29 protein-coding genes and 1 tRNA gene are annotated in these 25,847 nt (G+C 62.6%); 16 read left to right on the forward strand and 14 right to left on the reverse strand.

The genetic code is table 11. From position 1 onward, the window contains the following. Positions 1-14 precede the first annotated feature (14 nt). The 4 genes from cysW to rimO form a co-directional block, all read right to left on the reverse strand. Positions 15-830 (reverse strand): sulfate ABC transporter permease subunit CysW, encoded by an 816-nt coding sequence (gene cysW / locus P0Y65_06410; protein WEK05884.1) that lies wholly within the window; start codon positions 828-830, stop codon positions 15-17. Next, the gene (gene cysT, locus P0Y65_06415) at positions 830-1,681 is read right to left on the reverse strand and encodes a sulfate ABC transporter permease subunit CysT (GenBank protein ID WEK05885.1); all 852 of its coding nucleotides are present in this window, start codon (positions 1,679-1,681) and stop codon (positions 830-832) included. Before cysT ends, cysW begins: the two co-directional genes overlap by 1 nt. 119 nt (positions 1,682-1,800) lie before the next feature. Next, positions 1,801-2,784 carry a sulfate ABC transporter substrate-binding protein gene (locus P0Y65_06420; protein WEK05886.1) on the reverse strand — a complete coding sequence of 328 codons (984 nt, stop codon included), beginning with the start codon at positions 2,782-2,784 and terminating at the stop codon, positions 1,801-1,803. A 376-nt stretch (positions 2,785-3,160) separates the two neighbouring features. Next, on the reverse strand, positions 3,161-4,492 hold the full coding sequence (rimO, locus tag P0Y65_06425) for a 30S ribosomal protein S12 methylthiotransferase RimO (protein ID WEK05887.1): 1,332 nt from the start codon (positions 4,490-4,492) through the stop codon (positions 3,161-3,163). Between the two features lie 258 nt (positions 4,493-4,750). Between rimO and P0Y65_06430 the strand changes: the two genes are divergently transcribed. After that, on the forward strand, positions 4,751-5,125 hold the full coding sequence (locus P0Y65_06430; protein WEK05888.1) for a DoxX family protein: 375 nt from the start codon (positions 4,751-4,753) through the stop codon (positions 5,123-5,125). A 74-nt stretch (positions 5,126-5,199) separates the two neighbouring features. Here the strand turns inward: P0Y65_06430 and P0Y65_06435 are convergent, their stop codons facing one another. Beyond that, on the reverse strand, positions 5,200-5,751 hold the full coding sequence (locus P0Y65_06435) for a DUF4282 domain-containing protein (GenBank protein ID WEK05889.1): 552 nt from the start codon (positions 5,749-5,751) through the stop codon (positions 5,200-5,202). Between the two features lie 27 nt (positions 5,752-5,778). After that, complete coding sequence (lipB, locus tag P0Y65_06440) at positions 5,779-6,537, reverse strand: lipoyl(octanoyl) transferase LipB (protein ID WEK05890.1); 759 nt, start codon at positions 6,535-6,537, stop codon at positions 5,779-5,781. 79 nt (positions 6,538-6,616) lie between these two features. Between lipB and P0Y65_06445 the strand changes: the two genes are divergently transcribed. The 3 genes from P0Y65_06445 (at position 6,617) to P0Y65_06455 (ending at position 7,889) form a co-directional block, all read left to right on the forward strand. Beyond that, positions 6,617-6,850, forward strand: coding sequence for a FliM/FliN family flagellar motor switch protein (locus P0Y65_06445; GenBank protein WEK05891.1), 234 nt, complete (start codon positions 6,617-6,619; stop codon positions 6,848-6,850). A gap of 205 nt (positions 6,851-7,055) precedes the next feature. After that, positions 7,056-7,142, forward strand: a tRNA-Leu gene (locus tag P0Y65_06450). 117 nt (positions 7,143-7,259) lie between these two features. Further along, a complete protein-coding gene (locus P0Y65_06455; GenBank protein ID WEK05892.1) occupies positions 7,260-7,889 on the forward strand; it encodes an FMN-binding negative transcriptional regulator in 630 nt (209 codons plus the stop codon). A 51-nt stretch (positions 7,890-7,940) separates the two neighbouring features. Here the strand turns inward: P0Y65_06455 and P0Y65_06460 are convergent, their stop codons facing one another. Further along, complete coding sequence (locus P0Y65_06460) at positions 7,941-8,123, reverse strand: hypothetical protein (GenBank protein WEK05893.1); 183 nt, start codon at positions 8,121-8,123, stop codon at positions 7,941-7,943. A gap of 91 nt (positions 8,124-8,214) precedes the next feature. Next, positions 8,215-8,586 (reverse strand): MmcQ/YjbR family DNA-binding protein, encoded by a 372-nt coding sequence (locus P0Y65_06465; protein ID WEK05894.1) that lies wholly within the window; start codon positions 8,584-8,586, stop codon positions 8,215-8,217. A gap of 102 nt (positions 8,587-8,688) precedes the next feature. Here P0Y65_06465 and mgtE point away from each other — a divergent pair, with 102 nt between their 5' ends. From mgtE to P0Y65_06480, 3 genes are all read left to right on the forward strand, one after another. Further along, complete coding sequence (mgtE, locus tag P0Y65_06470; protein WEK05895.1) at positions 8,689-10,104, forward strand: magnesium transporter; 1,416 nt, start codon at positions 8,689-8,691, stop codon at positions 10,102-10,104. A 376-nt stretch (positions 10,105-10,480) separates the two neighbouring features. Next, positions 10,481-11,158, forward strand: coding sequence for a glutathione S-transferase family protein (locus P0Y65_06475; GenBank protein ID WEK05896.1), 678 nt, complete (start codon positions 10,481-10,483; stop codon positions 11,156-11,158). After that, positions 11,155-11,580, forward strand: coding sequence for a DUF1489 domain-containing protein (locus tag P0Y65_06480; protein ID WEK05897.1), 426 nt, complete (start codon positions 11,155-11,157; stop codon positions 11,578-11,580). The genes P0Y65_06475 and P0Y65_06480 overlap by 4 nt, the downstream gene beginning before the upstream one ends. On the opposite strand, the gene P0Y65_06485 is transcribed toward P0Y65_06480, so the two are convergent. Beyond that, positions 11,577-12,758 carry a GGDEF domain-containing protein gene (locus P0Y65_06485; protein ID WEK05898.1) on the reverse strand — a complete coding sequence of 394 codons (1,182 nt, stop codon included), beginning with the start codon at positions 12,756-12,758 and terminating at the stop codon, positions 11,577-11,579. The genes P0Y65_06480 and P0Y65_06485 overlap by 4 nt on opposite strands. Before the next feature lie 164 nt (positions 12,759-12,922). Here P0Y65_06485 and P0Y65_06490 point away from each other — a divergent pair, with 164 nt between their 5' ends. Beyond that, complete coding sequence (locus P0Y65_06490; protein ID WEK05899.1) at positions 12,923-13,348, forward strand: nitroreductase/quinone reductase family protein; 426 nt, start codon at positions 12,923-12,925, stop codon at positions 13,346-13,348. Position 13,349: 1 nt separating this feature from the next. On the opposite strand, the gene P0Y65_06495 is transcribed toward P0Y65_06490, so the two are convergent. Further along, the gene (locus P0Y65_06495) at positions 13,350-14,129 is read right to left on the reverse strand and encodes a murein L,D-transpeptidase (protein WEK05900.1); all 780 of its coding nucleotides are present in this window, start codon (positions 14,127-14,129) and stop codon (positions 13,350-13,352) included. Between the two features lie 147 nt (positions 14,130-14,276). Between P0Y65_06495 and P0Y65_06500 the strand changes: the two genes are divergently transcribed. The 4 genes from P0Y65_06500 (at position 14,277) to P0Y65_06515 (ending at position 17,561) form a co-directional block, all read left to right on the forward strand. Next, positions 14,277-14,996 (forward strand): VWA domain-containing protein, encoded by a 720-nt coding sequence (locus tag P0Y65_06500; protein ID WEK05901.1) that lies wholly within the window; start codon positions 14,277-14,279, stop codon positions 14,994-14,996. Further along, positions 14,993-15,688: a DnaJ domain-containing protein gene (locus tag P0Y65_06505; GenBank protein ID WEK05902.1), complete on the forward strand. Its 696-nt coding sequence runs from the start codon at positions 14,993-14,995 to the stop codon at positions 15,686-15,688. The genes P0Y65_06500 and P0Y65_06505 overlap by 4 nt, the downstream gene beginning before the upstream one ends. Positions 15,689-15,783: 95 nt before the next feature. Continuing rightward, entirely contained in the window at positions 15,784-16,623 is an 840-nt protein-coding gene (locus P0Y65_06510; GenBank protein ID WEK05903.1) for a division plane positioning ATPase MipZ, read from the forward strand. 101 nt (positions 16,624-16,724) lie between these two features. Next, a complete protein-coding gene (locus P0Y65_06515) occupies positions 16,725-17,561 on the forward strand; it encodes a division plane positioning ATPase MipZ (protein ID WEK05904.1) in 837 nt (278 codons plus the stop codon). 12 nt (positions 17,562-17,573) lie between these two features. On the opposite strand, the gene P0Y65_06520 is transcribed toward P0Y65_06515, so the two are convergent. Together P0Y65_06520 and P0Y65_06525 are read right to left on the reverse strand one after the other, a co-directional pair. Beyond that, positions 17,574-17,843, reverse strand: a complete 270-nt coding sequence (locus tag P0Y65_06520) for a hypothetical protein (protein ID WEK05905.1) — start codon at positions 17,841-17,843, stop codon at positions 17,574-17,576. 188 nt (positions 17,844-18,031) lie between these two features. Then, the gene (locus tag P0Y65_06525; GenBank protein ID WEK05906.1) at positions 18,032-19,615 is read right to left on the reverse strand and encodes an SPOR domain-containing protein; all 1,584 of its coding nucleotides are present in this window, start codon (positions 19,613-19,615) and stop codon (positions 18,032-18,034) included. 403 nt (positions 19,616-20,018) lie between these two features. On the opposite strand from P0Y65_06525, the gene clpS reads away from it, so the two are divergent. From clpS to P0Y65_06545, 4 genes are all read left to right on the forward strand, one after another. Beyond that, a complete protein-coding gene (clpS, locus tag P0Y65_06530; GenBank protein WEK06743.1) occupies positions 20,019-20,366 on the forward strand; it encodes an ATP-dependent Clp protease adapter ClpS in 348 nt (115 codons plus the stop codon). A gap of 9 nt (positions 20,367-20,375) precedes the next feature. Then, entirely contained in the window at positions 20,376-22,715 is a 2,340-nt protein-coding gene (gene clpA, locus P0Y65_06535; GenBank protein ID WEK05907.1) for an ATP-dependent Clp protease ATP-binding subunit ClpA, read from the forward strand. Between the two features lie 305 nt (positions 22,716-23,020). After that, the gene (locus P0Y65_06540; protein WEK05908.1) at positions 23,021-23,242 is read left to right on the forward strand and encodes a DUF2798 domain-containing protein; all 222 of its coding nucleotides are present in this window, start codon (positions 23,021-23,023) and stop codon (positions 23,240-23,242) included. Between the two features lie 98 nt (positions 23,243-23,340). Continuing rightward, positions 23,341-23,829: a copper chaperone PCu(A)C gene (locus tag P0Y65_06545; protein WEK05909.1), complete on the forward strand. Its 489-nt coding sequence runs from the start codon at positions 23,341-23,343 to the stop codon at positions 23,827-23,829. A gap of 87 nt (positions 23,830-23,916) precedes the next feature. Here the strand turns inward: P0Y65_06545 and P0Y65_06550 are convergent, their stop codons facing one another. Beyond that, positions 23,917-25,164, reverse strand: a complete 1,248-nt coding sequence (locus P0Y65_06550; GenBank protein ID WEK05910.1) for an ABC transporter permease — start codon at positions 25,162-25,164, stop codon at positions 23,917-23,919. After that, positions 25,161-25,838, reverse strand: coding sequence for an ATP-binding cassette domain-containing protein (locus P0Y65_06555; protein WEK05911.1), 678 nt, complete (start codon positions 25,836-25,838; stop codon positions 25,161-25,163). Before P0Y65_06555 ends, P0Y65_06550 begins: the two co-directional genes overlap by 4 nt. Between the last annotated feature and the right edge of the window lie 9 nt (positions 25,839-25,847).

Below are 25,847 nucleotides of genomic sequence, written 5' to 3' on the forward strand. Positions count from 1 at the left end.
CTGTGGGCGGCTGGTCAGCGCCAGCCGCCCCTGGATTCCAGCGTGGATTTCAGCACCAGGGTGAGCACGGCCATCAGGGCGAGCGTGGATGCGGCGGCAAAGGAGCCGGTGACGTTGAAATCGTTGAAGAGCTGGCTGATCTGCAGGGGCAGGGTGTTGGTCTGGCCGCGGATGGAGCCGGAGACGACGGAGACTGCGCCGAATTCGCCCATGACGCGGGCATTGGTGAGGATGGCGCCATAAAGGATCGCCCAGCGGATATTGGGCAGGGTGACGTGGAAGAACATCTGCCAGCCATTGGCGCCGAGCGATAGGGCCGCTTCCTCGTCTTCGGTGCCCTGCTGCTGCATCAGCGGGATCAGTTCGCGGGCAACGAAGGGTGCGGTGACGAAGAGGCTGACAAGGAATATCGCCCAGACGGTGAACATGAGCTGGATGCCGGCGCCCTGCAGCGCTGGGCCAATCAGGCCCTGGCCGCCGTAGAGGAAGAGATAGACCGTACCGGCGACGATCGGACTGACGGCGGCGGGCAGTTCGATCAGGGTGATCAGCACCTGGCGGCCGGGGAAGCGAAAGCGGGTGACCAGCCAGGCGATGCAGATGCCGACCACGATGTTGATCGGGACGACGACCACGGAGGTCAAGACCGTGAGGCCGATGGCGTGGAGCGTGGTGGGTTCAAGGATATTGGCAAGATAGGTGCCGACGCCCTCGCGCAGGGCGAAGGTGAAGATCACGGCCAGTGGCACGACGAGCAGGAGTGCCGCGAAAAGGAAGGCGAGGGCGATGAGGGTGATTTCGGCCCGGGAGCGGGCGGCGGCCGTGGTCATCAGCGGCTCCTGTCAGCGTAGCGGACCTGCCAGGCTTGCAGGGCATTGGTCAGCAGCAGGGTGATGAAGGCGGCCAGCAACAAGACGAAGGCGAGGGCGGCGGCGCCTTCGTAGTTGTATTCATCGAGGCGGATGAAGATCAGCAGCGAAACGATTTCGGTGAGGCCGGGCAGGTTGCCGGCGATGAAGACCACCGCGCCGAATTCGCCCAGCGAACGGGCAAAAGAGAGCACGCAGCCAGCCATGAAGGCGGGGAGGATGGTCGGCCAGATGACGCGGGCAAAGGTCTGCCATGCGGTTGCGCCAAGGGTCTGTGCAGCTTCCTCGAGTTCGCCCTGCATTTCCTCGAGCACGGGCTGGACGGTGCGGACGACGAAGGGAATGGAGGTGAAGGTCATGGCGACGATGATGCCGGCCTGGGTGTAGTTGACCTTTAAGCCATTGGGCTCAAGCAGTTGGCCATACCAGCCGGTGGGGGCAAAGAGCGTGACCAGCACCAGGCCGGCAACGGCGGTGGGCAGAGCGAAGGGCAGGTCGACGAGAGCGTCGAGAATTCGCTTGCCGGGGAAGCTGTAGCGCGTCAGCACCCAGGCAAGCAGCAGGCCGAGGGCGCCGTTGAAGATGGTGGCGACGAGGGCCGAGCTGAAGGTGATGCGATAGGCGGCCAGCGAGCGGTTGGAGGCGACGATGCGCCAGAATTCTTCAAAGCCCATGCCGCCGACCTTAAGCAGCATGGCCAGCAGCGGCAGGGCGATGATGACCGTGAGATAGAGCATGGAGACGCCCAGCGTCAGCCCGAAGCCGGGCAGCAGGTGTTTGCCGGGTTTTTTCGCCATTGAAGCCAGTCTCATGCAATGTCATTCCCGCGAAAGCGGGAATCCCCCCTTTTCGGCAAGGGAGATTCCCGCTTTCGCGGGAATGACGTGTTGGAAAGCCGCCTCCCTAGTCAGGGGAGGCGCAAGTTTGGGTCCTACTGATTGAGGAAAACCTTGTCGAGCAGGCCGCCGTCGGCGAAGTGTTCTTCGGCGACCTTGTCCCAGCCGCCGAAGGCGTCTTCGACGGTCACAAGGCGGATGTCCTGGAAGGTCTCGGCGTGGGCGGCGAGAACGGTTTCGTCATAGGGGCGGTGGAAGTTGGCGGCAGCCACTTCCTGGCCTTCCGGGGTGAAGAGGAAATCGAGATAGGCCTTGGCGATGTCGCGGCTGCCGCGGGCATCGACGACCTTGTCGACCACGGCCACCGGGAATTCGGAGAGGAAGCTGACCGAGGGGATGACGCCGTCATAGAGGTCTTCGCCGAGCTGCTTCTGCACGCCGAGCACTTCGGCCTCGAAGGTCACCAGCACGTCGCCAAGCTGGCGCTCGGTGAAGGCGGTAGTGGCGGCGCGGCCGCCAGTCTCGAAGACCGGCACGTTGTTCAGCAGGCGGGTCAGGAAGTCCTCGATCTGGGCTTCGTCGCCGGCATATTCCTCGACCGCCCAGGCGCGGGCAGCAAGATAGGTGTAGCGGCCGTTGCCCGAGGTCTTGGGGTTGGGAATGATGACCTGAACGCCTTCTTCAGCCAGATCGCCCCAGTCGCTGATGCCCTTGGGATTGCCCTCGCGGACGAGGAAGGCCGGGAAGGAATAGAAGGGCGCGGCATTGTTGGGGAAGTCGGATGCCCAGTCGTCGGAGACGAAGCCGCCATCAACGAGGCGGGCGATGTCCGTCACCTGGTTGAAGGTCACGACGTCGGCGGCGAGGCCTTCCAGCACGGCGCGGGCCTGGGCCGAGGAGCCGGCATGGGACTGGTTGATGGTGATGGTCGCGCCGCTTTCGGCATAGGCGGCGTTTTCGGCCTCGAAAAGCTCGCGGGCGATGTCATAGGAGGCGTTGAGGATGTCGGTGGGCTGGGCGAAGACAGGGCTGGTGCCGAGAGCAACGGCGGCAATGGCGGTGACGAAAAGCTTGTTCATTATGACGCTGCAATCCAACGGGTGATGAGGTTGGCGTCGAAATGAGGGCAGGTTGGTGCCGCGGTAAAGCGCCAAAGCGCTGTTCCGGATGAGTAATTTACGCTGGGGCAGGGTGAGGCAATGGCGTTGCGCCGGAGGGCAGGGCTGAGGGATTTTGTTTCGGGCGCTGGTGGCACGCCCTCGTGGTTCGAGGCTCGCGAAAAACTCGCACCTCACCATGAGGGCTACTGGTAACTCGATGCATCAACAGCCCTCATGGTGAGGTGGGAGCGCAGCGACCCTCGAACCACGAGGGCGTGGCGTGATCCCAAAAGCAAAAGGCGCCGCTTGCGCGACGCCTTGCAAAATTGAGTACGGAAAACCAGCCAAGCCGTTCTTAGTTCAGCGACTTTACCGGTTCGGCGAAGAGATCATATTCGTCGCTGTCGGTGACCAGAACGTCGACCATGTCGCCGATCTTGATGCCGGTGGCATTGTTGACCACGACCTGACCGTCGATTTCGGGTGCGTCCCACTTGGAGCGGGCGATGGCCTTGTTGCTCTCGGGCTGGACGTCATCGACCAGCACCTGGATGGTGCGGCCGACCTTCTTGGCGAGCTGGCCGGCGGAGACGTTTTGCGCCACTTCCATCAGGCGTTCCCAGCGATCCTGGGCGACGTCGTCGGGGACAATGCCTTCCAGCTCATTGGCCGGGGCGCCGGTTACGGGCTCATACTTGAAGCAGCCGGCGCGATCGATCTCGGCCTCCTCGATAAAATCGAGCATCATCTCGAAATCATCTTCGGTCTCGCCGGGGAAGCCGACGATGAAGTTGGAGCGGACGGTCAGGTCGGGGACCTGGCTCTTCCAGTCCAGAATCCGGTTGAGCGTCTTTTCCTGATGGGCCGGGCGGCGCATGGCCTTCAGCACTTTCGGGGAAGCGTGCTGGAAGGGAATGTCGAGATAGGGCAGGACGAGGCCATCGGCCATCAGTTCCATGATCTGGTCGACATGGGGATAGGGGTAAACATAGTGCAGGCGCACCCAGGCGCCGAACTGGCCCAGTTCCTTGGCAAGGTCATAGAACTTCGCCTTGATCGGACGGCCGCGGTAATTGCTCTCGGCATACTTGATGTCGAGGCCATAGGCCGAAGTATCCTGGGAAATGACCAGCAGTTCCTTGGCGCCCGAGCGGACGAGGCCCTCGGCTTCGGCGAGAATGCCGCCGGCGGGGCGCGAGGCGAGATCGCCACGAATCTGGGGGATGATGCAGAAGGAGCAGCGGTTGTTGCAGCCCTCGGAAATCTTGAGATAGGCATAGTGGCGCGGCGTGAGCTTGAGGCTTTGCTCTGGCACCAGGTCAACGAATTTGTTGGGGACCGGTGGCAGGTGGCTGTGCACCGCCGAGACCACGTCCTCGTATTGATGCGGGCCGGTGATGGCCAGCACATTGGGATGGGTCTCGCGTATCATCGATTCTTCGACGCCGAGGCACCCCGTGACGATGACGCGGCCATTCTCGTTGAGGGCTTCGCCGATGGCTTCGAGCGATTCCTGCTTGGCGGAATCGAGGAAGCCACAGGTGTTGACGAGGACGATGTCGGCGCCGGCATAGTCGCGGCTGAACGAATAGCCCTGCGAACGCAGCGTGGACATGATGCGTTCGCTATCGACGAGGGCTTTCGGGCAGCCGAGGCTGACGAGGCCAATTTTTGGCGCTTGGCTCATGTGAGCGAGAATTCCAATGTTGGATTTGTTGGGCGCGTCATACAGAAAGATCGACGGTTACGCAATGATACCGTCCCCCGCACAATGCGGGGCTGACCTGCTGATTCCGGCGAACACATAGGCTTGAATGTTCATTTCAGTGAACAGTGCGTCCGTGATCAGGACGGTTCTGGCTTGCAACTCTTTGCTTTAGTGCGGTTTATCGTCAATTGCGCCCGTTTGGGGTGGCGCAGCGTCCCCATGCTCAAAGGAGCAAACATGTTCGACCGTCTCTCCGCCTACGCGCCGCAGGCCCTCGCCGTGCTGCGCATCGTTACCGCCGTGCTGTTCCTGGCCCATGGCATCCAGAAGGTGCTGGGTTTCCCCGAAGGCATGCTGCCGCCGGTTGGCAGCATTTTCTGGTTTGCCGGCGTCATCGAAATCGTCACTGGCGTGCTGATCGCCATCGGTTTCTTCACCCGTCCGGCCGCATTCCTTGCCTCGGGCACCATGGCCGTCGCCTACTTCATGGCCCATGCCCCTTCGAGCGCTCTCCCTGTCGCCAATGGTGGTGATGCGGCAATCCTGTTCTGTTTCGTCTTCCTGTATCTGGTGTTTGCCGGTCCGGGCGCCTGGAGCGTCAACAAGCAGTAAGCTGCCTGCCGCAATGAAAGAGGCCGCCGTGACACAAGTCGCGGCGGCCTTTTTGTTTGAGCTTGCAGAACCCGTCAGGTGACGTTCTTGGGCGGTGGCGTGCGCTTGGCGGTGCGACGCGGCTTGGCGAAGACTTCGCCCGAGGTCGTGGCTGGCGCGCGGGGGGCATCGGGGGTGGTCGGCGCTACCGGGGTGGGGGAGACATAGGGCGCGGGCTCGGTGGCCGGGGTGATATATTCGTCGGCCTCGGCATAATCGGCGTCGTCGCCCTCTTCGGCGAGGTCGCGGATGGCGTCGCGGACTTCGTCGAGCAGACTGGCCGAGAAGCGGGTGCGATTGACCGTGTCGCCGGTCTGCTCATGGGTCTTGAACCAGACCAGCAGCGCTTCGCAGGCAATGCGCAGGCCGACGAAGCTCAAGAGGCCGAACACCAGAATTTCGAGCAGGCCCCAGAGGCCGTTGCCGAAACCGAAGCCGAAGCTCCAGAACAGATGACTGACAGCCCAGAGCAGGATGGCGGCGAGGCCGAGCGCGTAAAGGATGGGCACAAGTTTCGGCGACAGGATCGCGTCGAGCTTGAACAGGGTCTGCCTCGTAAACAGGCGCTTCAGGTCATCCAGGGTCATCTTGGCCTCCGAGGCTCGATTTTGTCGTTACGCAACTTGGCCATGCGGGGCGTGGCTGACAAGACTTTCCTCGCCCGCCGCAACGGTCGGTCCGAAACGCTTCTCGAAAGCGGCGCGCAGCACAGAATCGACTTCGGCCATGGAGAGCAATTGCCCCAGGTCTTCGAAACTGGTGACGCCCTGGTCGGTGATGCCACAGGGGACGATGCCGTCGTAATGGGAGAGGTCGGGCGCGACGTTCAGCGAAATACCGTGGAAGGTCACCCATTTGGAGACGCGGACGCCGATGGCGGCGATCTTGTCTTCCTTGAGCACGCCCTTGTCCGGGCGCTTGACCCAGACGCCGATGCGACCATCGCGGCGCTCGCCGGTGATATTGTGCGCGGCCAGGGTATCGATGACCCAGCCTTCGAGGCCTTGGACGAGGCAGCGGATATCGCGGCCGCGCCGGGTCAGGTCGAGCATGACATAGGCCACGCGCTGGCCGGGGCCGTGATAGGTATATTGCCCGCCGCGCCCGGCGTCATAGACCGGAAAACGGTCCGACAGCAGATCCTCGGCCACCGCGGAGGTGCCAGCGGTATAGAGGGGCGGATGTTCGAGCAGCCAGATGGCTTCCTCGGCCTCACCGGCGGCAATGGCTGCGGCGCGGGCCTTCATCGCGTCCAGCGCCACGGGGTAGGGCACGGGGTCGGATGAAATGACCCATTGCACGGGCCGACCGTCATTGCGTGCCAGTTTGTTACTGGTTTCGCAGGTTTCGTCGCCTGAAATTAACGCTTCCATAACCATGACTGCCAGACAATTGGGGTAACAGAGTCAGCGGGCGCTTCGTGTGGCCCGCCGCGGGGTTTCGTATCTAAGTATGAGCACACTAGACAATATTGAAGTGGACATCACGGTCGAGCTTGGTGCGACGACCCTGCCGATCCACCATCTGCTGCGCCTGGGGCGCGGTGCTGTCATCGAGCTCGATGCCACGGAAAACGATCCGCTCAACATCTACGCCAATTCCACCCTGATTGCCCATGGCGAAGTCAGCGTCGAAGATGGCCATCTCCGCGTGATGGTGTCCGAAAAGATCTTCCGCAGGGGGTAGGCGCACCCGATGTGGTGCGACAGCCCTCTATCAAATCCGCCACGTCTCGGCTGCCCGAGGCGGCGAAGAGTGACCCCGGGACGTCAATTCGATGACAGTTTCCAACAGGTGGTTTGAAAATCTCGATTTAGGCGCTTGAGGTTATGAAAGACCTTTGCTACATCCCCACTCGCTTCGACCCAACGGGTTGAGGCGCTACCAGAATGCGGTCGTGGCGGAATTGGTAGACGCGCAGCGTTGAGGTCGCTGTGCCCGAAAGGGCGTGGAAGTTCGAGTCTTCTCGACCGCACCAATCATCTCCGGATGATACGAAAAGAGCCTTCCTTCGGGAGGGCTTTTTTGTTTTTGGGCCTTGAGTCCAAGGCCTTGCCGGACAAATCTGCTGCCATTGGTGCAATGGAGCGTTGCCATGTATCTGCCCGAGCATTTCAGGGAAGTGGATTCGTCCGAGATCGCGGCTGTCATGGCGGCGGCGCCGCTGGGCTGCGTCGTGGCGCAGACAGCGGAGGGGCTGATCGCCAATCACTTGCCGCTGCTCGCCGACAAGCATGGCGTGCTGATCGGGCATGTGGCGCTGGCCAATGACATGCACCGGCTTATCGCGGACGAGCAGGAGGTGCTGGTGATCTTCCGTGGCGCCGATGGCTATGTCTCGCCCAATTTCTACCCGAGCAAGCAGGAGCATCACCGCCATGTGCCGACCTGGAATTACCAGGTGGTGCATGTCTATGGCGCCATCACCTTCCAGCACGAGGAACGGGCCAAGCGGGCGGCTGTCGGCCTGTTGACGCGTGAGCGCGAGCGGCAGCTCAATGGCGACAAGGCCTGGCGCATGGCCGATGCGCCGGCCGACTATATGAGCGACATGCTGGAAAAGATCGTCGCCTTCGATATCCAGGTGACGCGCATCATCGCCAAATCCAAGCTGAGCCAGAATCGGGAAACCGCCGACTTCGAAGGCGCGGTCGACGGTATTCGCGGCTATGGCAATGAAGCGCTGGCGACCAGCATGGCGCGCAGGGCCGTGGAGCGCGAATAGAATTGCCCAAACGAAAGGGCCACCCGGTGGGTGGCCCTTGGTGTTTCTGCCTTAGCTGGCGGGCGCGACTGGCGCTGGTTCGGCCGGAGCGGCTGGTGCCGGGGTGGTCGCGGGCGCTGCAGGGGCTGCATCAGCGGGTGGGGTGGCGCCACCAGCCGGCGGGGCATCACCGCCGCAGGCAGCAAGGGCGAGAGCCGCAGCAATGGCAAGCGGAGCGAGCAAAGTCTTCGACATGGGATCTCCTTTGGATTCTATCTCTGTTTGATCTTGGTCTTCACAACGCCGAGAGCTAAGCCGTGCTTTGGGGCGAAGATGGGGCTGAAATTCAGTCATCCTGCGACGTTTGCATCGGCTTTTGCCCTGACAGCGCTTTGGGCGCCTTGTGCCGCCACCCATCTTCGAGGCGCAAAGAAAGCTCCTCGTCACTGATCCGGTCGAGCCGGATCAACACGGCGGCGTGACCGATATAATGCTCGGTCTCGAAATAGGTTTCGGGCGAGATTTCCATCAGCAGGGTTTTTTGCTCGGGCGGGCAGAGCAGGACCAGCACATCGGGCTCGCGCAGCCGGACGAAGCTTTTGTCCTTCACCTTGAGCGCTGGCGTGCCATAGCTGGTGGAGCGGGAGAGGCCGGGCAGGGCGCGCGCCTCAGCCAGCTTTTCGATGCGGGTGAAGGCCCGGTCGAGGTCATCGGACATTTATCATAACCCCCTCATTTACGATCGACACAGTCTGGCGGATCGCCATGTGATTGGCTACAGCTTGGCCTGCCCCCAAATTCTGACCCACAAGGGCCCCCAATGAGCACAGATCCAGAGATGACCCCCGACCTCGAGGCCGGGATCGACAGCAATGCGTTCCGCGACAGCGAAGACCGCATCAGTCCGCTCTGGCTTGAACGCTTGCGCGCCTATTTGGCTGCCGGGCGCGACGATGATGTCGCGACCGTCGTCGAGCCCTTGCATGCCGCCGACCTGGGCGACGTGCTGGAATCGCTCGATCCGGACGAACGCCTGCATCTGGTGCGCCTGCTGGGCGATCGCTTCGACTATTCGGCGCTGACCGAGGTCGATGAATCGGTCCGCATGGAGATCATGGACGAGATCCCCAATGCGGACATTGCCCGCGGCGTGGCCCAGCTCGACAGCGACGACGCTGTGGCGATCCTCGAGGATCTCGAGCAGGAGGACCGGGACGAAGTCCTGGCCAAGCTGCCGACCTTCGAGCGGCTGAGCCTCAAGCGCAGTCTCGATTTTCCCGAAGATTCCGCCGGGCGGCGGATGCAGACCGATTTCATCGCCATCCCGCCGTTCTGGACGGTGGGGCAGACGATCGACTATCTGCGCAGCGAAAAGGACCTGCCCGACGAGTTCTACCAGATCTATGTGGTGGATGCGTCCTATCAGGTGCTGGGCACCATTCCGCTCGACAAGTTCCTGCGGGCCAAGCGCGTCACGTCCATCGAAGCGCTGATGAATACCAACCTCGTGCTGGTCGATGCCAACGAAGACCAGGAAGAAGCCGCGCGCGACTTCGAGCGCTATGACCTTGTCGAAGTGGGCGTGGTGGACGAGAGCAAGCGCCTCGTCGGCGTTCTGACCATCGACGATATCGTCGACGTCATCCACGAAGAGGCCGACGAGGATATCAAGCTGCTGGCCGGCGTGGGCGACGAGGATATTTCCGACTCGACCTTCGATACGGTACGCAGCCGCGTGCCGTGGCTGGTGATAAACCTCTTCACTGCGGTGGCCGTGTCCTTTGTCATCGGCCTGTTCGATGCGACCATCGAACAGATGGTGGCGCTGGCGGTGCTGATGCCGATCGTGGCGTCGATGGGCGGCAATGCCGGGACGCAGACCATGACGGTGACGGTGCGCGCGCTGGCGATGCGCGAGTTGGACGGGCGGCGCCTGCGGCGGCTGGTCACCCGAGAAATGGTCGTGGGCATGGCCAATGGCGCTATCTTTGCCGTGCTGATCGGGCTCGTCACCTGGGTGCGCTTCAACAATCTGCAGCTGGGCTGCGTCATCGCGCTGGCCATGATCATCAACCTGATCGTTGCGGGCACGGCGGGCATCCTGATCCCGGTGATGCTGGACAAGTTTAAGGCCGATCCGGCGATCGCTTCGGCGGTTTTCGTGACGACGATCACTGACGTGGTCGGATTTTTTGCCTTCCTGGGCATCGCTGGCCTCTGGTTCGGCCTGTTCTAAACCTTGTCTAAAATGCGAGGAATACTGCTGATTGCGGCTTAACCGTCACCGTCTCGTGGCTGTGGAGTGTGGCAACTTTGTCGATTGCAAAGCATTTATGACGCAGTTAACGATTTGCTACCGGGCGCTGCAAGCGGGCAAAGCGACCAGCTCCGGAGTGAACGGCTGACAAGGAGCGAACATGCGTAGTCAACCGAAGAACGTCGCGAATATGTGGCGTGCCGCAAGCTGGACACTGGTTTGCCTGTTGTCCATGGGATTGGTTTTCTCCGTTATTGCAGGCGTCTGAATCGACGCCTAGGTTATTCACTGACAGCAATTTGGAAGGGCGCCCCAAGCCACTGCGGGCGCCCTTCCTTTTCTGAATGGGGCAAAGATGAAGCTGCTGATCGGCAATCGCAATTATTCCACCTGGTCGCTGCGGCCCTGGCTGGTGCTGAAGCATTTCGATATTCCCTTCGAGGACGAAGTGCTGCAGCTCTCGGGCGAGGGTTGGCGCGAAAATCTTGCGGCGCGCTCACCGACCGGCAAGGTGCCGGTTCTGCTTGATGATGATCTGGTTGTGCCGGAAACCATCGCCATCATCGAATATCTGGCGGACAGCTTCCCCGAGAAGGCGATCTGGCCGGCCGACCGCAAGCAACGGGCGCTGGCGCGGGCGGCGGCAGCGGAAATGCATTCGGCCTTCGGCTCGCTGCGCAGCCATGCGCCGATGAACCTGCGGGCTGCGCATCCGGGCAAGGTCAGCGTGGATTCGGTGGCCAGGGACCTGCACCGGCTGGAAACGCTCTGGGGTGGGCTGCTGAGCGTTTCGGGTGGGCCATTCCTCTTCGGCGCCTTCACGGCAGCCGACGCGATGTTTGCGCCAGTGGCGACGCGTATCCGCACCTACGCGCTGCCGGTGTCCGACCTTGCCTCCGCCTATGTGGAGGCTATCTATGCGCTGCCGGCCTTCCAGGACTGGCTGAAGCTGGCGCTGCACGAGCCGTGGATCGTTGATGACGACGAGATCGATGTCATCCAGGGCCGCGTCAAACCGGGAACTCTTGCATGATCCATATGATCAAGCTCTGCGTCGGCGTCTCGAGCCTCGAAGAGCTGGAAAGCTATCGCAACGAGCGCGCTCATTGGTGGGACGCCGACTATGGCGAAGACGTGCATGTGCATCGCACCCGCATGATGCCCAAGCGCCGGGAGGAGATGGAAGGCCTCTCGTCGATCTACTGGGTGATTGCCGGGCAGGTCGTGTGCCGCCAGCCGATCGTCAGACTGGCCAAGTTCACCAATGACGAGGGAATCGACTATTGCGATATCATCATGTCCCCGGACATGGTGCGCACGGTGCCCTATCCCAAGCGCCCGTTCCAGGGCTGGCGTTATCTGCAGCCCAAGGATGCGCCGCCCGACCTGGGCGCCAACGAGAATGCGGAATCGCTGGCGCTGGCTGCAGATCTCGCCAAGCTGGGCCTGATCTAGGCCGAAGGCTTGCGCACAATGGGTGATGCGCTGCCCAGGCCCGTATCATGGGTAACGACGCGGTTACGGCCGCCATGCTTGGCAGCGTAGAGCGCGTCGTCGGCGCGGCGCATGGTAGCTTCGAAACTGTCGGATAGGCCCAGGCCCAGCGCCATGCCGGCGCTGACCGTGCCATGGAAGGCGCCTGCCGGACCCTGGACAAGCTCCAACGCAAAACTGGCGCGGATGGCCTCGGCCAGTGCCAGGGCGCGGGCGCCATCGGTCAGCGGCCAGATGACGATGAATTCCTCACCACCGATGCGCGCGGCCGAGGCGCCGGGAGGCGTTTGCTGACGCAGCAGGTTGGCAAAGCGCTTCAGCGCCTCGTCACCGGCAGCGTGGCCGTGACGGTCATTGATCAACTTGAAATGGTCGAGGTCGAAGATGACGGCCGCGGTGGTCGTTTCCATGTTGTTCGAGGCAAAACGTTCGAACACGGCGCGGCGGTTGAGGAGGCCCGTCAGGTCGTCGGTATTGGCCGCGTGCTGGTGCCGGCGGGCGACGCGGGCCTGGTTGAGGGCGAGCGACAGGGCGCCGATGCCAGTGAGGCCGATCAGCCCGACGATGGAATTGAGATCCTCGGCCCAGCCGCTCGGGGGCGCCGTCAGCACCAGCGGGCCCTTGAGGTAGATTACCAGCGCGCAGGGGATGAAGGAGAGGGCGGTGAGGCTGTAGAGGCCGACGATGCCGCCGACCCAGAGCGGGGCCTCATCGCGACCGTCCCAGAACTTTTTGGCGGTGGTGGCGAGTACGGTGGCGTTTGCAAGGTTGCCGATCATGGCGCCGAGGGCGTCGAAACCCATGATGAAAGGCACGGTGATGGCGGTAGCGACGAGGCTCCCCACCAGCGTCACGCGGCCTTGCGGCATGTGCTTTTCGGTGAAGACGCAGCCGGCGCCATAGAAGATCACGAAGCTGCCGGTCAGCAGCATGTTGGAGATCCACAGCAGCAGGTAGATGCTGGTGACGGCGTAGATGGAGAAGCCGGCAAAGGCGAGAACCATGACCGCGGCGCCAGTGGCCCACATCAGGATGAACCGTTCGCTGCGCGCCGATAGCCAGGTGACGAACAGCGTCGTGGCGAGGGCGAAAGCGGCAAAACCGAGCGCCAGCAGCAGCGAGGTCTGATCCACGAACATGGTGGGGCTCATCATCTGAATAAGTATGATCGAGGCTTAGACCAAGCAGGTGATGAAAACCTTACCTGATGGGCAACAGATAGAGCAAAACGAATACGTCGGCAGGCCTTGTTCGTGGTCACCTGCCTGCCTAGCTTACATCCAGCAAACAGAGAGGCTGCACCGTGAGCGATTTCAACGACAAGGTCATTGCAGATTTCAGGTCGAGCGGCGGCAAGCCGGGTGGATATTTCAAGAACGCCCCGGTGCTGCTGCTGCATTCGATCGGGGCCAGGTCGGGTCTTGAACGCACGCAGCCGCTGATGTTCCTGCCCGAGGGCGATGATGCCTGGTTCGTCTTTGCCTCGTTCGGCGGCGGCCCCAAGGATCCGGCATGGTTCCACAATGTGGTGGCCAACCCCGATTTCGACATTTCCGTCGGTGACGGCTCCACCATTTCCCGATTGCCGGTGCATGCACGCGTGCTGGATGGGGGCGAACGCGACAGCGTCTATGCCAGGCAGGCCAAGCTCTTCCCGCAATTTGCCGAATACAAGGAAAAGACCAGCCGTGACGTGATCCCGGTGATCGAGCTCAGCCGGCGCAACTAGCCTAGAGGGCGGCCATGGTCGAGTAGGAGGCCATGGGGCAGGCGCCGTTCGGATCGAGCGGCGCCGTGCGCGGGTCATTGAGGTTGAAGACGTAACGCTGCTGGCAGACGTCCCAGCTCGGCAGTTGCTTGGTCTGGTCGAAGGCGTCGGTACCGACCCTGAGGTCGCGCCAGAAGGCGACATGCGGGCTCGACGCGTGGCGGGCGAAGTTTTCTTCGGTCATGCGGAAGGGCAGCAGCTGGAGCTGCACGCTGGCATTGCTGCCACGGAAGCTGTCGCGGACCATGGCGTAGATTTCCTTGATGCCCTCGTCGGTCATGGCAAAGCAGCCGACGGAGAGACAGTCGCCGTGGATCATCAGGTAGGACCCGGTGCGGTTGAGCGCCGCGTCGAACTTGTTGGGGAAGCCGACATTGAAGGACAGGTGATAGGACGACTTCGGGTTCAGCAGGGCCGGGGTGACGTCATAGAAGCCCTCGGGCGACTGGTAGTCGCCTTCCTTGATCTTGGGACCCAGCGTGCCGGACCATTTGCAGATCGGATAGGTTTTCAGCAGGGCAAACTGGCCGGAGCGGGTGCGCTTCCAGACCTCGAGCTCAGAGCTTTCCTTGAAGACGCGGATCATCATCGGCTCGGACGGTGACGAGCCGATCTGGGCCATGCGGTCGACGAGTTCCTTAGAGATTGGCACGTTGCCGCGGTTGTCGCCGATGAAGGCGCAGCCGGCGAGGGCGACGACTGCAAGCGTGAGCGCGATGGCGCGCAGGGCGTTGGCGAGCATGGGACAGGTCCATAAAAGTTTAGCGCACCATGAAACCTGGTGGTTACCGTCGGGTGAATCCTACGAAGTTGTGAGCAGCTATCCTCACCGCCAAGGATGACGCCAGTGTCACTTGCCGTTGCCGCACCGCGCCCACATATTGCACCCATGGCGGATAAAGACCCAGCAGCACGACAGACCAGCAACCTGCCCGACAAGGGCAAGGTCAGCGGCGACATCGCCGCATTTGTCAAAAAGGTCGGTGTCATGGCACGGCCCAATGCGGCGCAGGACGGGCGGCTGCTGTTCGCGCTGGACGCGACGATGAGCCGGCAGCCGACCTGGGATCTGGCCTGTTCGCTGCAGGCGGAGATGTTCCGCGCCATCCCCAAGCCAAGCGCCCTGCAGGTGCAATTGCTGTATTTCCGCGGCTTTGGCGAATGCCGGGCCAGCAAATGGGTGGTGGATGGCGATGCGCTGGCGCGCCTGATGAGCGGCATCGATTGCCGCGGCGGGCATACCCAGATCGCCAAGGTGTTTGCCCATGCGCGGACCGAGCATGCCAAGCGGCGGATCAATGCCGTGGTCTATGTCGGCGATGCCATCGAGGAGAATGTCGACGAGCTGGCGGAGAAAGCCGGGCAGTTGGGACTTCTGGGCCTGCCGTTGTTCGTCTTTCAGGAAGGGCGGGACGCCAAGGTTGAGGCGGGGTTCCGCGAGTTTGCGCGGCTGACCAAGGGCGCCTATGCGCGGTTTGATGCCTCTGCCCCACAGGAGCTGGCGGCGCTGCTCAAGGCGGTGGCGGCCTTTGCCAGCGGCGGGCGCGATCTGATGAAGCTGCAGGGCAGCGGGCAGGCCCAGGCGCTGCTGGCGCAATTGCCCAAATGACATGGCTTTTCATTGGCGGCTTCGTGCTGCTCGCCGGTTTTGCTGCTTATAATTACCTCCGCGGGGTGGATCGGGCTTTGCTGCGGCGCGGTCTGCGCTGGCTGGTGGGTGGTTTTGGCATGCTGGCAGCGGTGGGCTTGCTGTTTGCCCGTCGCTTCGACATCGCAATCTTTGTCGGAGCGGGTGCCTTTTCGGTGCTGCGGACGGGACGGCTGGGGCCGATCTCCTTTGACGGGCCGGGCATGGATGCAGGCAGTGTCTCCAAGGTGCAGAGCTACCGCTTTGCCATGGAGCTCGATCACGACACCGGCGCGGTGACCGGCCGGGTGCTCAATGGCTCTTTCGCGGGCATGGACCTGATGGACCTCGGGGAAGCGGAAACGCGAATCCTTCTGGCCGAGGTCGAAGGCGATGCGGATAGTCTCAGCCTCTTCGAAAGCTGGCTGGATGCCAATCGGAGTGGCTGGCGTGAATATTTTTCGGAACAGAATTCAGGGGAGGCGCCGCGGCAGAGTTCGGGTGATCCCATGGCCGAGGCCTATGAAGTGCTGGGTCTCAAACCCGGTGCCAGCGATGCGGAAATCCGCGCCGCACATCGGGAATTGATGAAGGCGGTACACCCCGACCATGGCGGATCGAGCTATCTCGCCGCGCGCATCAACGAGGCGCGTGACAGGTTGCTGGGCGATTAACTTCACTTAACAAAGCATTGCGATTAACCGCCTGTTAACCGTGAGGGCCGCTCTTAGCAGCCAATGGTGCAAGCACTGATTTCAGGGGGGCGGCAATGCGTGATGGTGCGCATGTCATCGTAGTGGGCAATGAGAAGGGCGGGTCGGGCAAGTCGACCACCGCCTTCCATCTGGCTGTCTATCTGCTTTACGCCGGCTATCGCGTGGCGACGGTCGACGTGGACAGCCGTCAGCAGACGCTGACGCATTATGTGCGCAACCGCCGTACCCATGTCCAGGAAACCGGCCGCAAGCTGCCCAATCCGCTGCACTACCACCTGCCGGCCGCCTGGGGCGACTCGCAGAAGGAAAACCAGCAGGCCGAGTTCGACATGTTCCGCCGCTCGGTCGGCGAGGTCGAAAACAAGGTCGACTACCTGATCATCGATACGCCCGGCTTCGATACCAACCTGACGCGTCTGGCGCATTCGCTGGCCGATACGCTGGTGACGCCGATCAATGATTCCATGATCGACATCAATGTGCTGGCCCGGATCGATGCCGAGACCGGCCTGCCGATCGAAACCAGCCACTACGCCCGCCTCGTGCAGCGTGCACGGTCCGAACGTCTGGCCATCGGCGGCGAGACCATCGACTGGGTGCTGGTGCGCAATCGCATGTCCATGCTGGGCTCGCGCAATGCACGGCAGGTGCATGCCACGCTCGAAGGCGTTGCGACCCGCTTCGGCTGCCGCATTGCCGATGGCATTGCCGAGCGCGTGATCTTCCGTTCTTTGTTTCCCACGGGGATGACCGTGTTCGATCCGCTCGATGACGAGGTGGACTCGGCGTCGGTATCCCATGTCAGCGCGCGGCAGGAATATCGCAATCTGGTGGCGACGCTGAACTTGCCGCTAGCCGAGCATGAGCGCGAGCCGATGCGGCTTTCTGCCTGAGGTGGCGGCGTTAAGCGTAACTGAAAATTCACCATGACGGGCCTTGCCAGAATGAGGCGAAGCCACGAAATTCCGGCGGTCAGGAATCCGCTGGGGGCACCATGGCGCGAGACGGCGTTCATGTCATCGTGGTCGGCAATGAGAAGGGTGGGTCTGGCAAGTCCACGACCGCTTTCCACCTTGCCGTGTTCCTGCTCTACGAAGGCTACAAGGTCGCGACGCTGGATGTAGACAGCCGCCAGCAGACGATGACGCATTATGTGCGCAATCGCCGCGAGTGGGCCCGCACCCGGGATCTTACCATCCCGCATCCGACGCATTTCCACCTGCCGCTGCTGCGCGGCGATTCCGCCAAGGAAAACCATCGCGTCGAATTCGACCTGTTCCGCCAGGCGGTGGGGGAGGTGGAGCATGACGCGGATTTCCTCGTCGTCGATACGCCCGGCTTCGACACCAACCTCACACGCCTCGCGCATTCGCTGGCCGATACGCTGGTGACGCCGGTCAATGACAGCCTGATCGATCTCAATGTGATTGCGCAGTTTGATCCCGCCACGGGCGAACCGCGCGAGATGAGCCACTATTCGCGGCTGGTGCAGCGGGCACGGTCCGAACGCATGGCGGTGGACGGCCAGTCGATCGACTGGGTGCTGGTGCGCAATCGCATTTCCATGCTGTCGTCGCGCAATATGCGGCAGGTGCAGACCATGCTCGAGCGGGCGGCGGCGCGACTGGGTTGCCGGGTGGCCGATGGCATTGCCGAGCGGGTGATTTTCCGCTCGCTGTTTCCCACCGGGATGACGGTCTTTGATCCGCTGGATCAGGAATTGCTCGGGGGCGTGCCCTCGATGTCGCATATGAGCGCGCGGCAGGAATATCGCAGCCTGGTTGCGGCCCTGCATCTGCCGACGCGCGAGCTCGCTACCACCGCCGAGTGAACCAACCTGCCGTCAGTCGTGGCCGAAAGACATGCGGATTGCCCGGGCGCCACCGGGCGCAAAGACGTCGATATCGATGCGGACAGGCTCCTGCACCATGCGACGCGTGCGCGAAGACAGGGCCAATACCGTTCCCAGCAGCTCTCCGACAGAGCGGCGGCGTGGCATGAAGCGCTGGGTAATACCGGCCAGCGCGCGATTGCGGGCGGCCATATCGTCCGATGACAGGCTCGACTTGCCGACAAAATTTGCCAGCTCGACGAGAGCAGTACGTTCGCTCATTGGGCTACTCCAAACACAGGCACCAATTTGCTTCCCCGGTGAGCGGCACTTTTTACGGGCGCCGTCTCGGATTTTCGTCACAACTCAATACGCGAGTTGCGTAGTCGTCGGCACGAAGGTCGTCTCTAGTGGGTCGCGTTTCCGAACCGCAAACCGGCGGCCACTTTTGCTGGAAACGCTCCTTGGTCTTAGCTTTGCATCGCCAGGCAGCTCATGTCCTGCTGCTTGAGCTGGTTGCACATGGCCGTTGCGTCGTCGCGGTCGCCGAAGCCGACGAAGCGGGCGCGGAAGAAGGTCTGGCCGTTCTTTTCGAAGCGTTCCACATAGGAGCGGAAATCACCGAGGTTGCCGACCTTGCCGGCCGCGCTGGAGAGCATGGAACGGGCGCTGTCCTCGGAGGGACCGGCGCCGATCTGCACGACCCAGCCACCCGGCGGGACGTCGGCGGCAGCAGTCTGCACCGAACCCGACGTCATCAGGTCAACCGGCTGCTGGGCCTGGTCACCACCGACATTGGCCGGCGGCGGCTGGAAGCCGAGCGGAGCCGACGGCGCGGTCTGGCCGAGGGCGGAGGGCGGTGCGCCCAGGTTGTAGCTTTCGGAGAGCCAGGCGCCGATGATGTCCTGGCTCGGATAGGCCGGCTGCGGCGCCTGCGAGGGCGCGGCCAGCGTATTGGCGGCCTGGACGGCGTCCTGCTGGTTGAGATCGGCCGGAATGGGCGCAGGCTGCGGCGCGGTGCTGGCGACGGCAACCGGCATAGGCTGTGCCTGGGCGCCATTGGCGGCCACGAGCTGCGCCAGGCGGAAGCCGGGCAGGGGCATGGGCACGACAAAGACCGGACCGGCTGCCGGCGCGGATTGGGCGACGGCGACCTGGACATTGCCCTGACGGCCCGGGATCGGCACTTGGGCGACGTAATTGCCGCTGCGGCCCTTGGGCAGGTAGGAGGCAACCAGTTCGCGCACCTTCTGGTCGCGGGAGCCGGCGGAATTGAAGCCGAAGGCGATGATGACGATGTGGCGGCCATCCTTGCGGGCGGCGGTCATCAGGTTGGAGCCGGCAGCATTGATATAGCCGGTCTTGATGCCGTCGACGGCGCCCATGTAACCGAGCACGCGGTTATGGTTGCCATAGGTCGACTTGCCGTAGGAGAAGCTCGTGGTCTGGAAGAATTCGTAATAGTTGGGGAAGTGCTGGTAGATGGCGATGGCGAGGATCGCCTGGTCGCGGACCGTGGTGGTCTGGCCGCCGTCGGGCAGGCCCGAGGCATTGCGATAGGTGGTGTTGCGCATGCCCATGGCGCGGGCCGTGGCCGTCATGCGTTCGGCGAACTTTTCTTCCGAGCCGGAAATGTGCTCGGCGATGACGCGGGCCATGTCATTGGCCGACAGGGTCACCAGCGACTTGATGGCGTCTTCCACGGTGATCTCGGCACCGGCGCGCAGGCCGAGCTTGGTCGGCACGGCAGCGGCCGCATGGCGCGAGACGGTCATCTTGGTGGATAGCTTGAGGTTGCCGGCGCTCAATTCCTGGAACAGGACGTAGAGCGTCATCACCTTGGCGACGGAAGCGGGATAGCGCTTGCTGTCGGCATTTTCTTCGTAGAGCACCTGGTTCGACTTGGCGTCGACCACGATGCCGGCATATTTGCGCAGGTTCTCGATCGCGTGCGCCGGTGCCGCCATATGGGCGGTAACCGCCAGGGCAACGACACATGCGGCAAATGCGCGGATCAACACGACGCGCCATGGGGTTTTCGCCTGGGAAGCCACCCGGTACTCCAACTTTTTTACACCGGACACTTCTGCGTCCGTACGCACTCAACAATGGATGACCCGTGCGAGCCCCATCGCCCGGTCGATCCTTCAATTCGGGAGAGAATACGTGTTCGCCGTTACCATTCGGTAAAATGCGAAGGATTTTGGCGAGGGTGTGGAAGCCGGGTCACGGATGAGTGAGAGAAGGCCGGGAAGCCCGTCGGAGGGCCATTTTTGGCCTGTCACAAAAACGAGAAGCTTTACCCCTTAACACTCACCGCTTTTTGCCTACATAATGGTCCTCACCATGCTGCTTCGTTTTCCTCACGACATATGTCCTGCCATGCATATGAATGACCTCCTCGCTTTGACCGAAGAGGCCCCAGTCGCCCTGCGCCTGGTGCCTGTGCCCGCCCGTATGGGGCCAAAGGAGGATGACCCCGGCAAGGGCAGCGGAGGGGACAAGGGCGGCACCGAGAGCGGGACCATCACCCGGACCCGGCCGAAAACCAAACGCCCGAGCCTTTATCGGGTGCTTCTGCTCAACGACGATTACACGCCGATGGAATTCGTCGTTCTGGTCTTGCAGGACGTCTTCAACAAATCGCGTGAAGAAGCCATGCAGATCATGCTGCACGTTCACCAGAAGGGGGTGGGTGAATGCGGCGTATATCCATACGAAGTGGCCGAGACCAAGGTTACCCGCGTCATGGATACGGCACGCAAGAACCAGCATCCGCTGCAATGCGTGATGGAAAAGCAATAGGAACATCATATGCCCTCATTTTCCCGCGGACTGGAAAAGGCTCTGCATCAGGCGATGAACCTGGCGCGTGAGCGCAACCATGAGTTCGCTACGCTCGAACATCTGCTGCTGGCCCTGACCGAGGATCGCGAGACCATCGCCGTCCTCACCGGCTGCGATGTCGACATCGACGCGCTGAAAAGCGACCTCGAAGATTTCATCAATGAAGAGCTGGACAGCCTGATCGTGGCCAATGGCCAGGATGCACGGCCGACTGCCGCCTTCCAGCGCGTCATCCAGCGCGCGGTGATCCATGTGCAATCGTCCGGTCGCGAAGAGGTTACGGGAGCCAATGTGCTCGTCGCCATCTTTGCCGAGCGCGAGAGCCACGCTGCCTATTTCCTCGAACAGCAGGACATGAGCCGGCTGGACGCGGTCAATTTCATCAGCCACGGCATTACCAAGTCGGGCCCCAATGAGGAGCGCAAGGTGCGCGGTTCGGAAGAGGGCGAAGGCAATAATGAAGGCGGTCCCGAGGCGAAGAAGACCTCGGCCCTTGCCGATTTCTGCGTCAACCTCAACGAGAAGGCGCGCGCCGGTAAGATCGACCCGCTGATCGGCCGCGACAGCGAGCTGCGCCGCACCATCCAGGTGCTGTGCCGCCGCTCGAAGAACAATCCGCTCTATGTCGGTGATGCCGGCGTCGGCAAGACGGCGATTGCCGAAGGTCTGGCACGCAAGATCATCGAAGGCGACGTGCCCGAAGTGCTCAAGGAAGCGGTGATCTATTCGCTCGACATGGGTTCGCTCTTGGCCGGCACGCGCTATCGCGGTGATTTCGAGGAACGCCTCAAGGCCGTGATGAAGGAGCTCGAAAAGCTCCCCAATTCGGTGCTGTTCATCGACGAGATCCACACCATGATCGGTGCGGGTGCCACCTCGGGCGGCGCCCTCGATGCGTCCAACCTGCTCAAGCCGGCTCTGGCGAGCGGCGCGATCCGCTGCATCGGCTCGACGACCTACAAGGAATATCGTCAGTTCTTTGAGAAGGATCGCGCCCTGGTGCGTCGCTTCCAGAAGATCGACGTCAACGAGCCTTCGGTTCCTGACGCGATCGAGATCGTGAAGGGTCTTCGCCCCTATTTCGAGGACTTTCACAAGATCAAGTATACCGACGACGCCCTCAAGGCCGCCGTCGAGCTTTCGGCCCGTTACATCAACGACCGCAAGCTGCCGGACAAGGCGATCGACGTGCTCGACGAGACGGGCGCCAGCCAGATGCTGGTGACCGAGGACAAGCGCAAGAAGATCATCGACGTCGAAGACATCGAGGCGACCATCGCCACGATCGCGCGCATTCCGCCAAAGTCGGTCTCCAAGTCGGATGCTGAACTGCTGTCGAGCCTCGAGACGAGCCTCAAGACCGTGGTGTTCGGCCAGGATGGGGCGATCACCGCGCTCTCGTCGGCAATCAAGCTGGCCCGTGCCGGGTTGCGCGAGCCGGAAAAGCCGATTGGCTCTTACCTGTTCACCGGCCCGACCGGCGTCGGCAAGACCGAAGTCGCCAAGCAACTCGCCGACACGCTTGGCGTGGAACTGCTGCGCTTCGACATGTCGGAATATATGGAACGTCACACCGTCAGTCGCCTGATCGGTGCCCCTCCGGGCTATGTCGGCTTTGACCAGGGTGGCCTGCTCACCGATGGCGTGGATCAGCATCCGCACTGCGTGGTGCTGCTCGACGAAATCGAGAAGGCGCATCCCGATCTCTACAACATCCTGTTGCAGGTGATGGATCACGGCAAGCTGACGGATCACAACGGCAAGTCGGTCGACTTCCGCAATGTGATCCTGATCATGACCTCCAATGTGGGTGCTTCCGAGCTGGCCCGTTCGCCGATCGGCTTTGGCCGCAAGCGCGAGCAGGGCGACGACGAAGAGGCGATCAACCGCACCTTCACGCCGGAATTCCGCAATCGTCTCGACGCGATCATCTCCTTTGCCCCGCTGCCGCGCGAAGTCGTGCGTCGCGTGGTCGAGAAGTTCGTTCTTCAGCTGGAAGGCCAGCTGGCCGAGCGCGGTGTCACCATCGTGCTGCAGCCGGAGGCCGCCGACTGGCTGGCTGAACGCGGCTATGACGAACGCATGGGTGCGCGGCCGCTGGGTCGCGTCATCCAGGAGCACATCAAGAAGCCGCTGGCTGACCAGGTGCTGTTCGGCGAGCTCGTCAATGGCGGCACGGTGACCGTGGCCGTGGTGGGCGAGGGCAATGAAGCCAAGCTCGAGCTGATCGCGGTACCGCCGCGCCCGGCCAAGCCAAAGGCCCTGCCCAAGCCGAAGAAGCCCAAGGCGACCGCAGAAAAGAACTAGAAGCATTTTCAGCAAAAGTGGCCGCCGGTTTTGCGGTTCGAAAATGCGACTTCAAAGTCAAAAGGCCCGGAGCGATCCGGGCCTTTTCGTTTGGGGCAGCATGTTGGCCATGCGGTTTCGGCAATTGACCGGTTCGGCGGCCTGTCCTATCTCATTGCTGTCGAAATGAAGCTGCCGGTTGGTATCCCGGCCTCGCTCCCGCGAGATCTCGGCGCGCAAGCGTCCCATCGGCATCACACCCTTGAATAGGCGTGGTGTTGGCATGGGATGGTCTCTGCCAGCGTCCGACCGTTGGAGATATCGACTTGCCTCTCAAAACCAGAATCGTCATGCAGGTGCTCATCAGTTTCATGATGGCCTTCCTGATGTCGGGCATCATGGGCCTCATCCATGGTGACCTACAATTCCTGCCGCATTGGCCGCTGACCTTCATCATCGCTTGGCCGATTGCCTTCATTCTCAGCCAAGGCGTGGGCCCGATCGCGGTGAAACTGGCTTTCATGCTGGCGCCGCCGGCACGCGGCTAGTACGAAACCAGGGCCGGGAGCATTCCCTGCCTTTTTGTCATGGCGCTGTCACACCCAGTGGCTAGATCGGTAATGTTACACCATTACGGAGCCTGCCGATGATCCGCCAATCCATTCTCCTCGCGCTGCTGGCGCTGTCCTTTGCCATGCCGACTGTCGCGCAGGATCACGACCATAACCACGAGGCCAGCGAAGGCGATCTGACGATTGTCCATCCCTGGGCCCGCGCGGCGTCGGCCGGTGGTGAAACCATGGTGTTCTTCGAGATCGAGAATGCCGGGGCAGCGGTCGAGCTGACCGGCGCCGAGGCAGACATCGCGACCAGCATTGAGCTGGTCGGCGCGGCACTGGGCGCTGATGCCAATCAGACGGTTCAGCCGGTCGGTGCCGTTTCCATCGCCACGGGCGATTTCGTGCTGGAGCCGAGCGGCCTGGGCTTCCTGCTCACCGGCTTGACCCAGGAGCTGGTGCAGGGTGAGGAATTCGAGCTGGAGGTCGAATTTTCCGACGGCACGCATATCCATGCCCATGTCGAGATCGAAGCGGCCGACGCCACCCAGCATAGCCACGCCGGCCACTCGCACTGAAATCACGGATCCGGCGAAGGGGCGTAGCTTCCTGACTTCGCCGGATCTCTGGTGGGGGAGTCGCGCAAGCGGCTCCCTTTTTGGTTTCTATCTGAGGCCTTCGACAACCGGACGACGGTAGATCAGCAGCGCGGGCAGGGTGGCGAGGCAGAGGCCAAGCGCCACCAGAATGCCGACCAGCCCATATTCGCGCATGCCGATCTCGGCGCGCATGGAGACGCCGGTCTGCTGCGCCAGCAGTTCCGACACCACGGCGGCAAAGCCCCAGCCTAGGACCAGCCCGACGACGGCGCCGGTGACGATCAACGCTGTCACATAGACCCATACGGTGGCAAAGATGAAGCCGCGGCCGGCGCCCAGCGCCCGCAACACGGCGAACTGTTGCCGCTGCAGGTCGAGAATGGCGACGATCCCCGCCAGGATCGCCGCGATCACCAGTGCCTGCGCCGCCAGTGTCAGCGCGCTCATGATGGCCGTGGCATTGCCGAGCAGGGCGTAGAGCTCCACAAGAACTTCTGCCGGAAAGAAGGCCGTCGACTGCGGCGTGCGATAGGCACCGCGCAGGCCATAAGCGGCCGCCACATCGCTCGGCTTGACCACGACCGCCGGCAGACCGGGCAGGGCATCGGGGTCGAAGGGGGGGCCGATATGGGTGTCCTCCGGCAGGTGGCCATTGCCCATGCCATGCGCCAGCCAGTTATACTCGATCGGCACGACCACGGCCCGGTCCCAGGGCGTGCCGGTCGGCTGCATGCGCCCGACGACCGTCAGGTGCGGATGGTCATGCTCGCCCGCGACCACGCCACCCGATTCCAGCGCATCGGCTGCATCGTCGGCATCGGCCCCGCCGCCGCCACCATGGCCGTGCGACACTTCCAGCTCGTCGCCAATCCGGTGTGGCGACAGCGCGCCGACCACGGCCTCCTCGACATCGGCGAAGACCCGACCCTCGGCGAGGCCACCCGACAAGTGATCGACGAAGTCGGCAGTGGTGCCGACCACTGGCGCATTGTCGATGCTGTCGCCGAAACCGATCGGAGCGACGAAATCGGCCTGTTCTTCCTCGAACAGGTGGCGGGTAATGGCCGGGTCGAGCAGTTCCACAGCCGTTGGGTCGAGATAGACCGTCGAGAACAGCACTTCATTGTGGCTACCCGGTGCGGCGACGATCAGGTCGAATTTGTCGGCGGCCCGGGCGCTGCCGACGCGCAGCGCGCGCTCCTGGGCGGAGATGGCAATGCCCAGCGCCACGGCCAGGGCAACGATGACGGCAAAGAGCACGGCCGTGAAGCGGTTGCGTCTTAGCGAGGCGAAGGCGATCGGAAAAGGGTTCATGCCGAAACTCCGATCGACACCGTGCGCCCATGGTCGAGCTGCACCACGCTGTCGGCCACGGCGCGCAGCGCCGGATCGTGCGTGGCGACCAAGACTGTGCGGCCCTCGTTCTTGGCCAGTTTGCGTAACGTCGTGATGACCGTTTCGCCGGAGACAGCGTCGAGGCTGGCCGTGGGTTCATCGGCAAAGATCACCTGCGGATCGCTGATCAGCGCCCGGGCAATCGCCACGCGCTGCTGCTGGCCGCGCGACAGCAGCGAAGTCTTGGCCCGGTTGAGCGGCACCTCCAGCTGCTCCAGCAGGTCCCTGGCGCGGTTGCGCGCTGTCGCTGCCGAGAAGCGATCGAACCACAGCGGCACCAGCACATTGTCGAGCGGGGTCAGCTCTTCGATGAGGTGGAAATTCTGGAAGATGAAGCCGGCCTTCTGGCGCCGCCAGCGGTCACGGCGACCCTCGCTCAGGCTGGCGATATTTTCGTCCTGCCAGAACACGCTGCCCGCATCGGGTCGTAGCAGTCCCGACAGCAGATAGAGCAGCGTGCTTTTGCCTGAACCCGAGGGTCCGGCCAATACGGTCAGCGAACCGGGCGCCACGGCAAGCTGGGGCAGGTCGATAATGCCTTCACCCGAAAAGGCGAGGCGCAGGCCGGAAGCGGCCAGTGGCAGTCCCGGCATGTGGCTTAC

It is taken from the genome of Candidatus Devosia phytovorans, assembly GCA_029202405.1.
Lineage (GTDB): Bacteria > Pseudomonadota > Alphaproteobacteria > Rhizobiales > Devosiaceae > Devosia > Devosia phytovorans.

Bases quoted from the DNA above. Each gene is read 5' to 3' on its own strand.
- P0Y65_06480 (WEK05897.1), top strand. From the start codon at position 11,155: ATGATCCATATGATCAAGCTCTGCGTCGGCGTCTCGAGCCTCGAAGAG.
- P0Y65_06505 (WEK05902.1), top strand. From the start codon at position 14,993: ATGACATGGCTTTTCATTGGCGGCTTCGTGCTGCTCGCCGGTTTTGCT.
- P0Y65_06550 (WEK05910.1), bottom strand. From the start codon at position 25,164: ATGAACCCTTTTCCGATCGCCTTCGCCTCGCTAAGACGCAACCGCTTC.
- P0Y65_06485 (WEK05898.1), bottom strand. From the start codon at position 12,758: ATGTTCGTGGATCAGACCTCGCTGCTGCTGGCGCTCGGTTTTGCCGCT.
- clpA (WEK05907.1), top strand. From the start codon at position 20,376: ATGCCCTCATTTTCCCGCGGACTGGAAAAGGCTCTGCATCAGGCGATG.
- P0Y65_06455 (WEK05892.1), top strand. From the start codon at position 7,260: ATGTATCTGCCCGAGCATTTCAGGGAAGTGGATTCGTCCGAGATCGCG.
- P0Y65_06510 (WEK05903.1), top strand. From the start codon at position 15,784: ATGCGTGATGGTGCGCATGTCATCGTAGTGGGCAATGAGAAGGGCGGG.
- P0Y65_06545 (WEK05909.1), top strand. From the start codon at position 23,341: ATGATCCGCCAATCCATTCTCCTCGCGCTGCTGGCGCTGTCCTTTGCC.
- P0Y65_06555 (WEK05911.1), bottom strand. From the start codon at position 25,838: ATGCCGGGACTGCCACTGGCCGCTTCCGGCCTGCGCCTCGCCTTTTCG.
- mgtE (WEK05895.1), top strand. From the start codon at position 8,689: ATGAGCACAGATCCAGAGATGACCCCCGACCTCGAGGCCGGGATCGAC.
- P0Y65_06465 (WEK05894.1), bottom strand. From the start codon at position 8,586: ATGTCCGATGACCTCGACCGGGCCTTCACCCGCATCGAAAAGCTGGCT.
- P0Y65_06435 (WEK05889.1), bottom strand. From the start codon at position 5,751: ATGACCCTGGATGACCTGAAGCGCCTGTTTACGAGGCAGACCCTGTTC.
- P0Y65_06445 (WEK05891.1), top strand. From the start codon at position 6,617: ATGAGCACACTAGACAATATTGAAGTGGACATCACGGTCGAGCTTGGT.
- P0Y65_06495 (WEK05900.1), bottom strand. From the start codon at position 14,129: ATGCTCGCCAACGCCCTGCGCGCCATCGCGCTCACGCTTGCAGTCGTC.
- rimO (WEK05887.1), bottom strand. From the start codon at position 4,492: ATGAGCCAAGCGCCAAAAATTGGCCTCGTCAGCCTCGGCTGCCCGAAA.
- P0Y65_06500 (WEK05901.1), top strand. From the start codon at position 14,277: ATGGCGGATAAAGACCCAGCAGCACGACAGACCAGCAACCTGCCCGAC.
- lipB (WEK05890.1), bottom strand. From the start codon at position 6,537: ATGGAAGCGTTAATTTCAGGCGACGAAACCTGCGAAACCAGTAACAAA.
- P0Y65_06430 (WEK05888.1), top strand. From the start codon at position 4,751: ATGTTCGACCGTCTCTCCGCCTACGCGCCGCAGGCCCTCGCCGTGCTG.
- P0Y65_06515 (WEK05904.1), top strand. From the start codon at position 16,725: ATGGCGCGAGACGGCGTTCATGTCATCGTGGTCGGCAATGAGAAGGGT.
- clpS (WEK06743.1), top strand. From the start codon at position 20,019: ATGGGGCCAAAGGAGGATGACCCCGGCAAGGGCAGCGGAGGGGACAAG.
- P0Y65_06520 (WEK05905.1), bottom strand. From the start codon at position 17,843: ATGAGCGAACGTACTGCTCTCGTCGAGCTGGCAAATTTTGTCGGCAAG.
- cysT (WEK05885.1), bottom strand. From the start codon at position 1,681: ATGAGACTGGCTTCAATGGCGAAAAAACCCGGCAAACACCTGCTGCCC.
- P0Y65_06475 (WEK05896.1), top strand. From the start codon at position 10,481: ATGAAGCTGCTGATCGGCAATCGCAATTATTCCACCTGGTCGCTGCGG.
- P0Y65_06460 (WEK05893.1), bottom strand. From the start codon at position 8,123: ATGTCGAAGACTTTGCTCGCTCCGCTTGCCATTGCTGCGGCTCTCGCC.
- P0Y65_06420 (WEK05886.1), bottom strand. From the start codon at position 2,784: ATGAACAAGCTTTTCGTCACCGCCATTGCCGCCGTTGCTCTCGGCACC.
- cysW (WEK05884.1), bottom strand. From the start codon at position 830: ATGACCACGGCCGCCGCCCGCTCCCGGGCCGAAATCACCCTCATCGCC.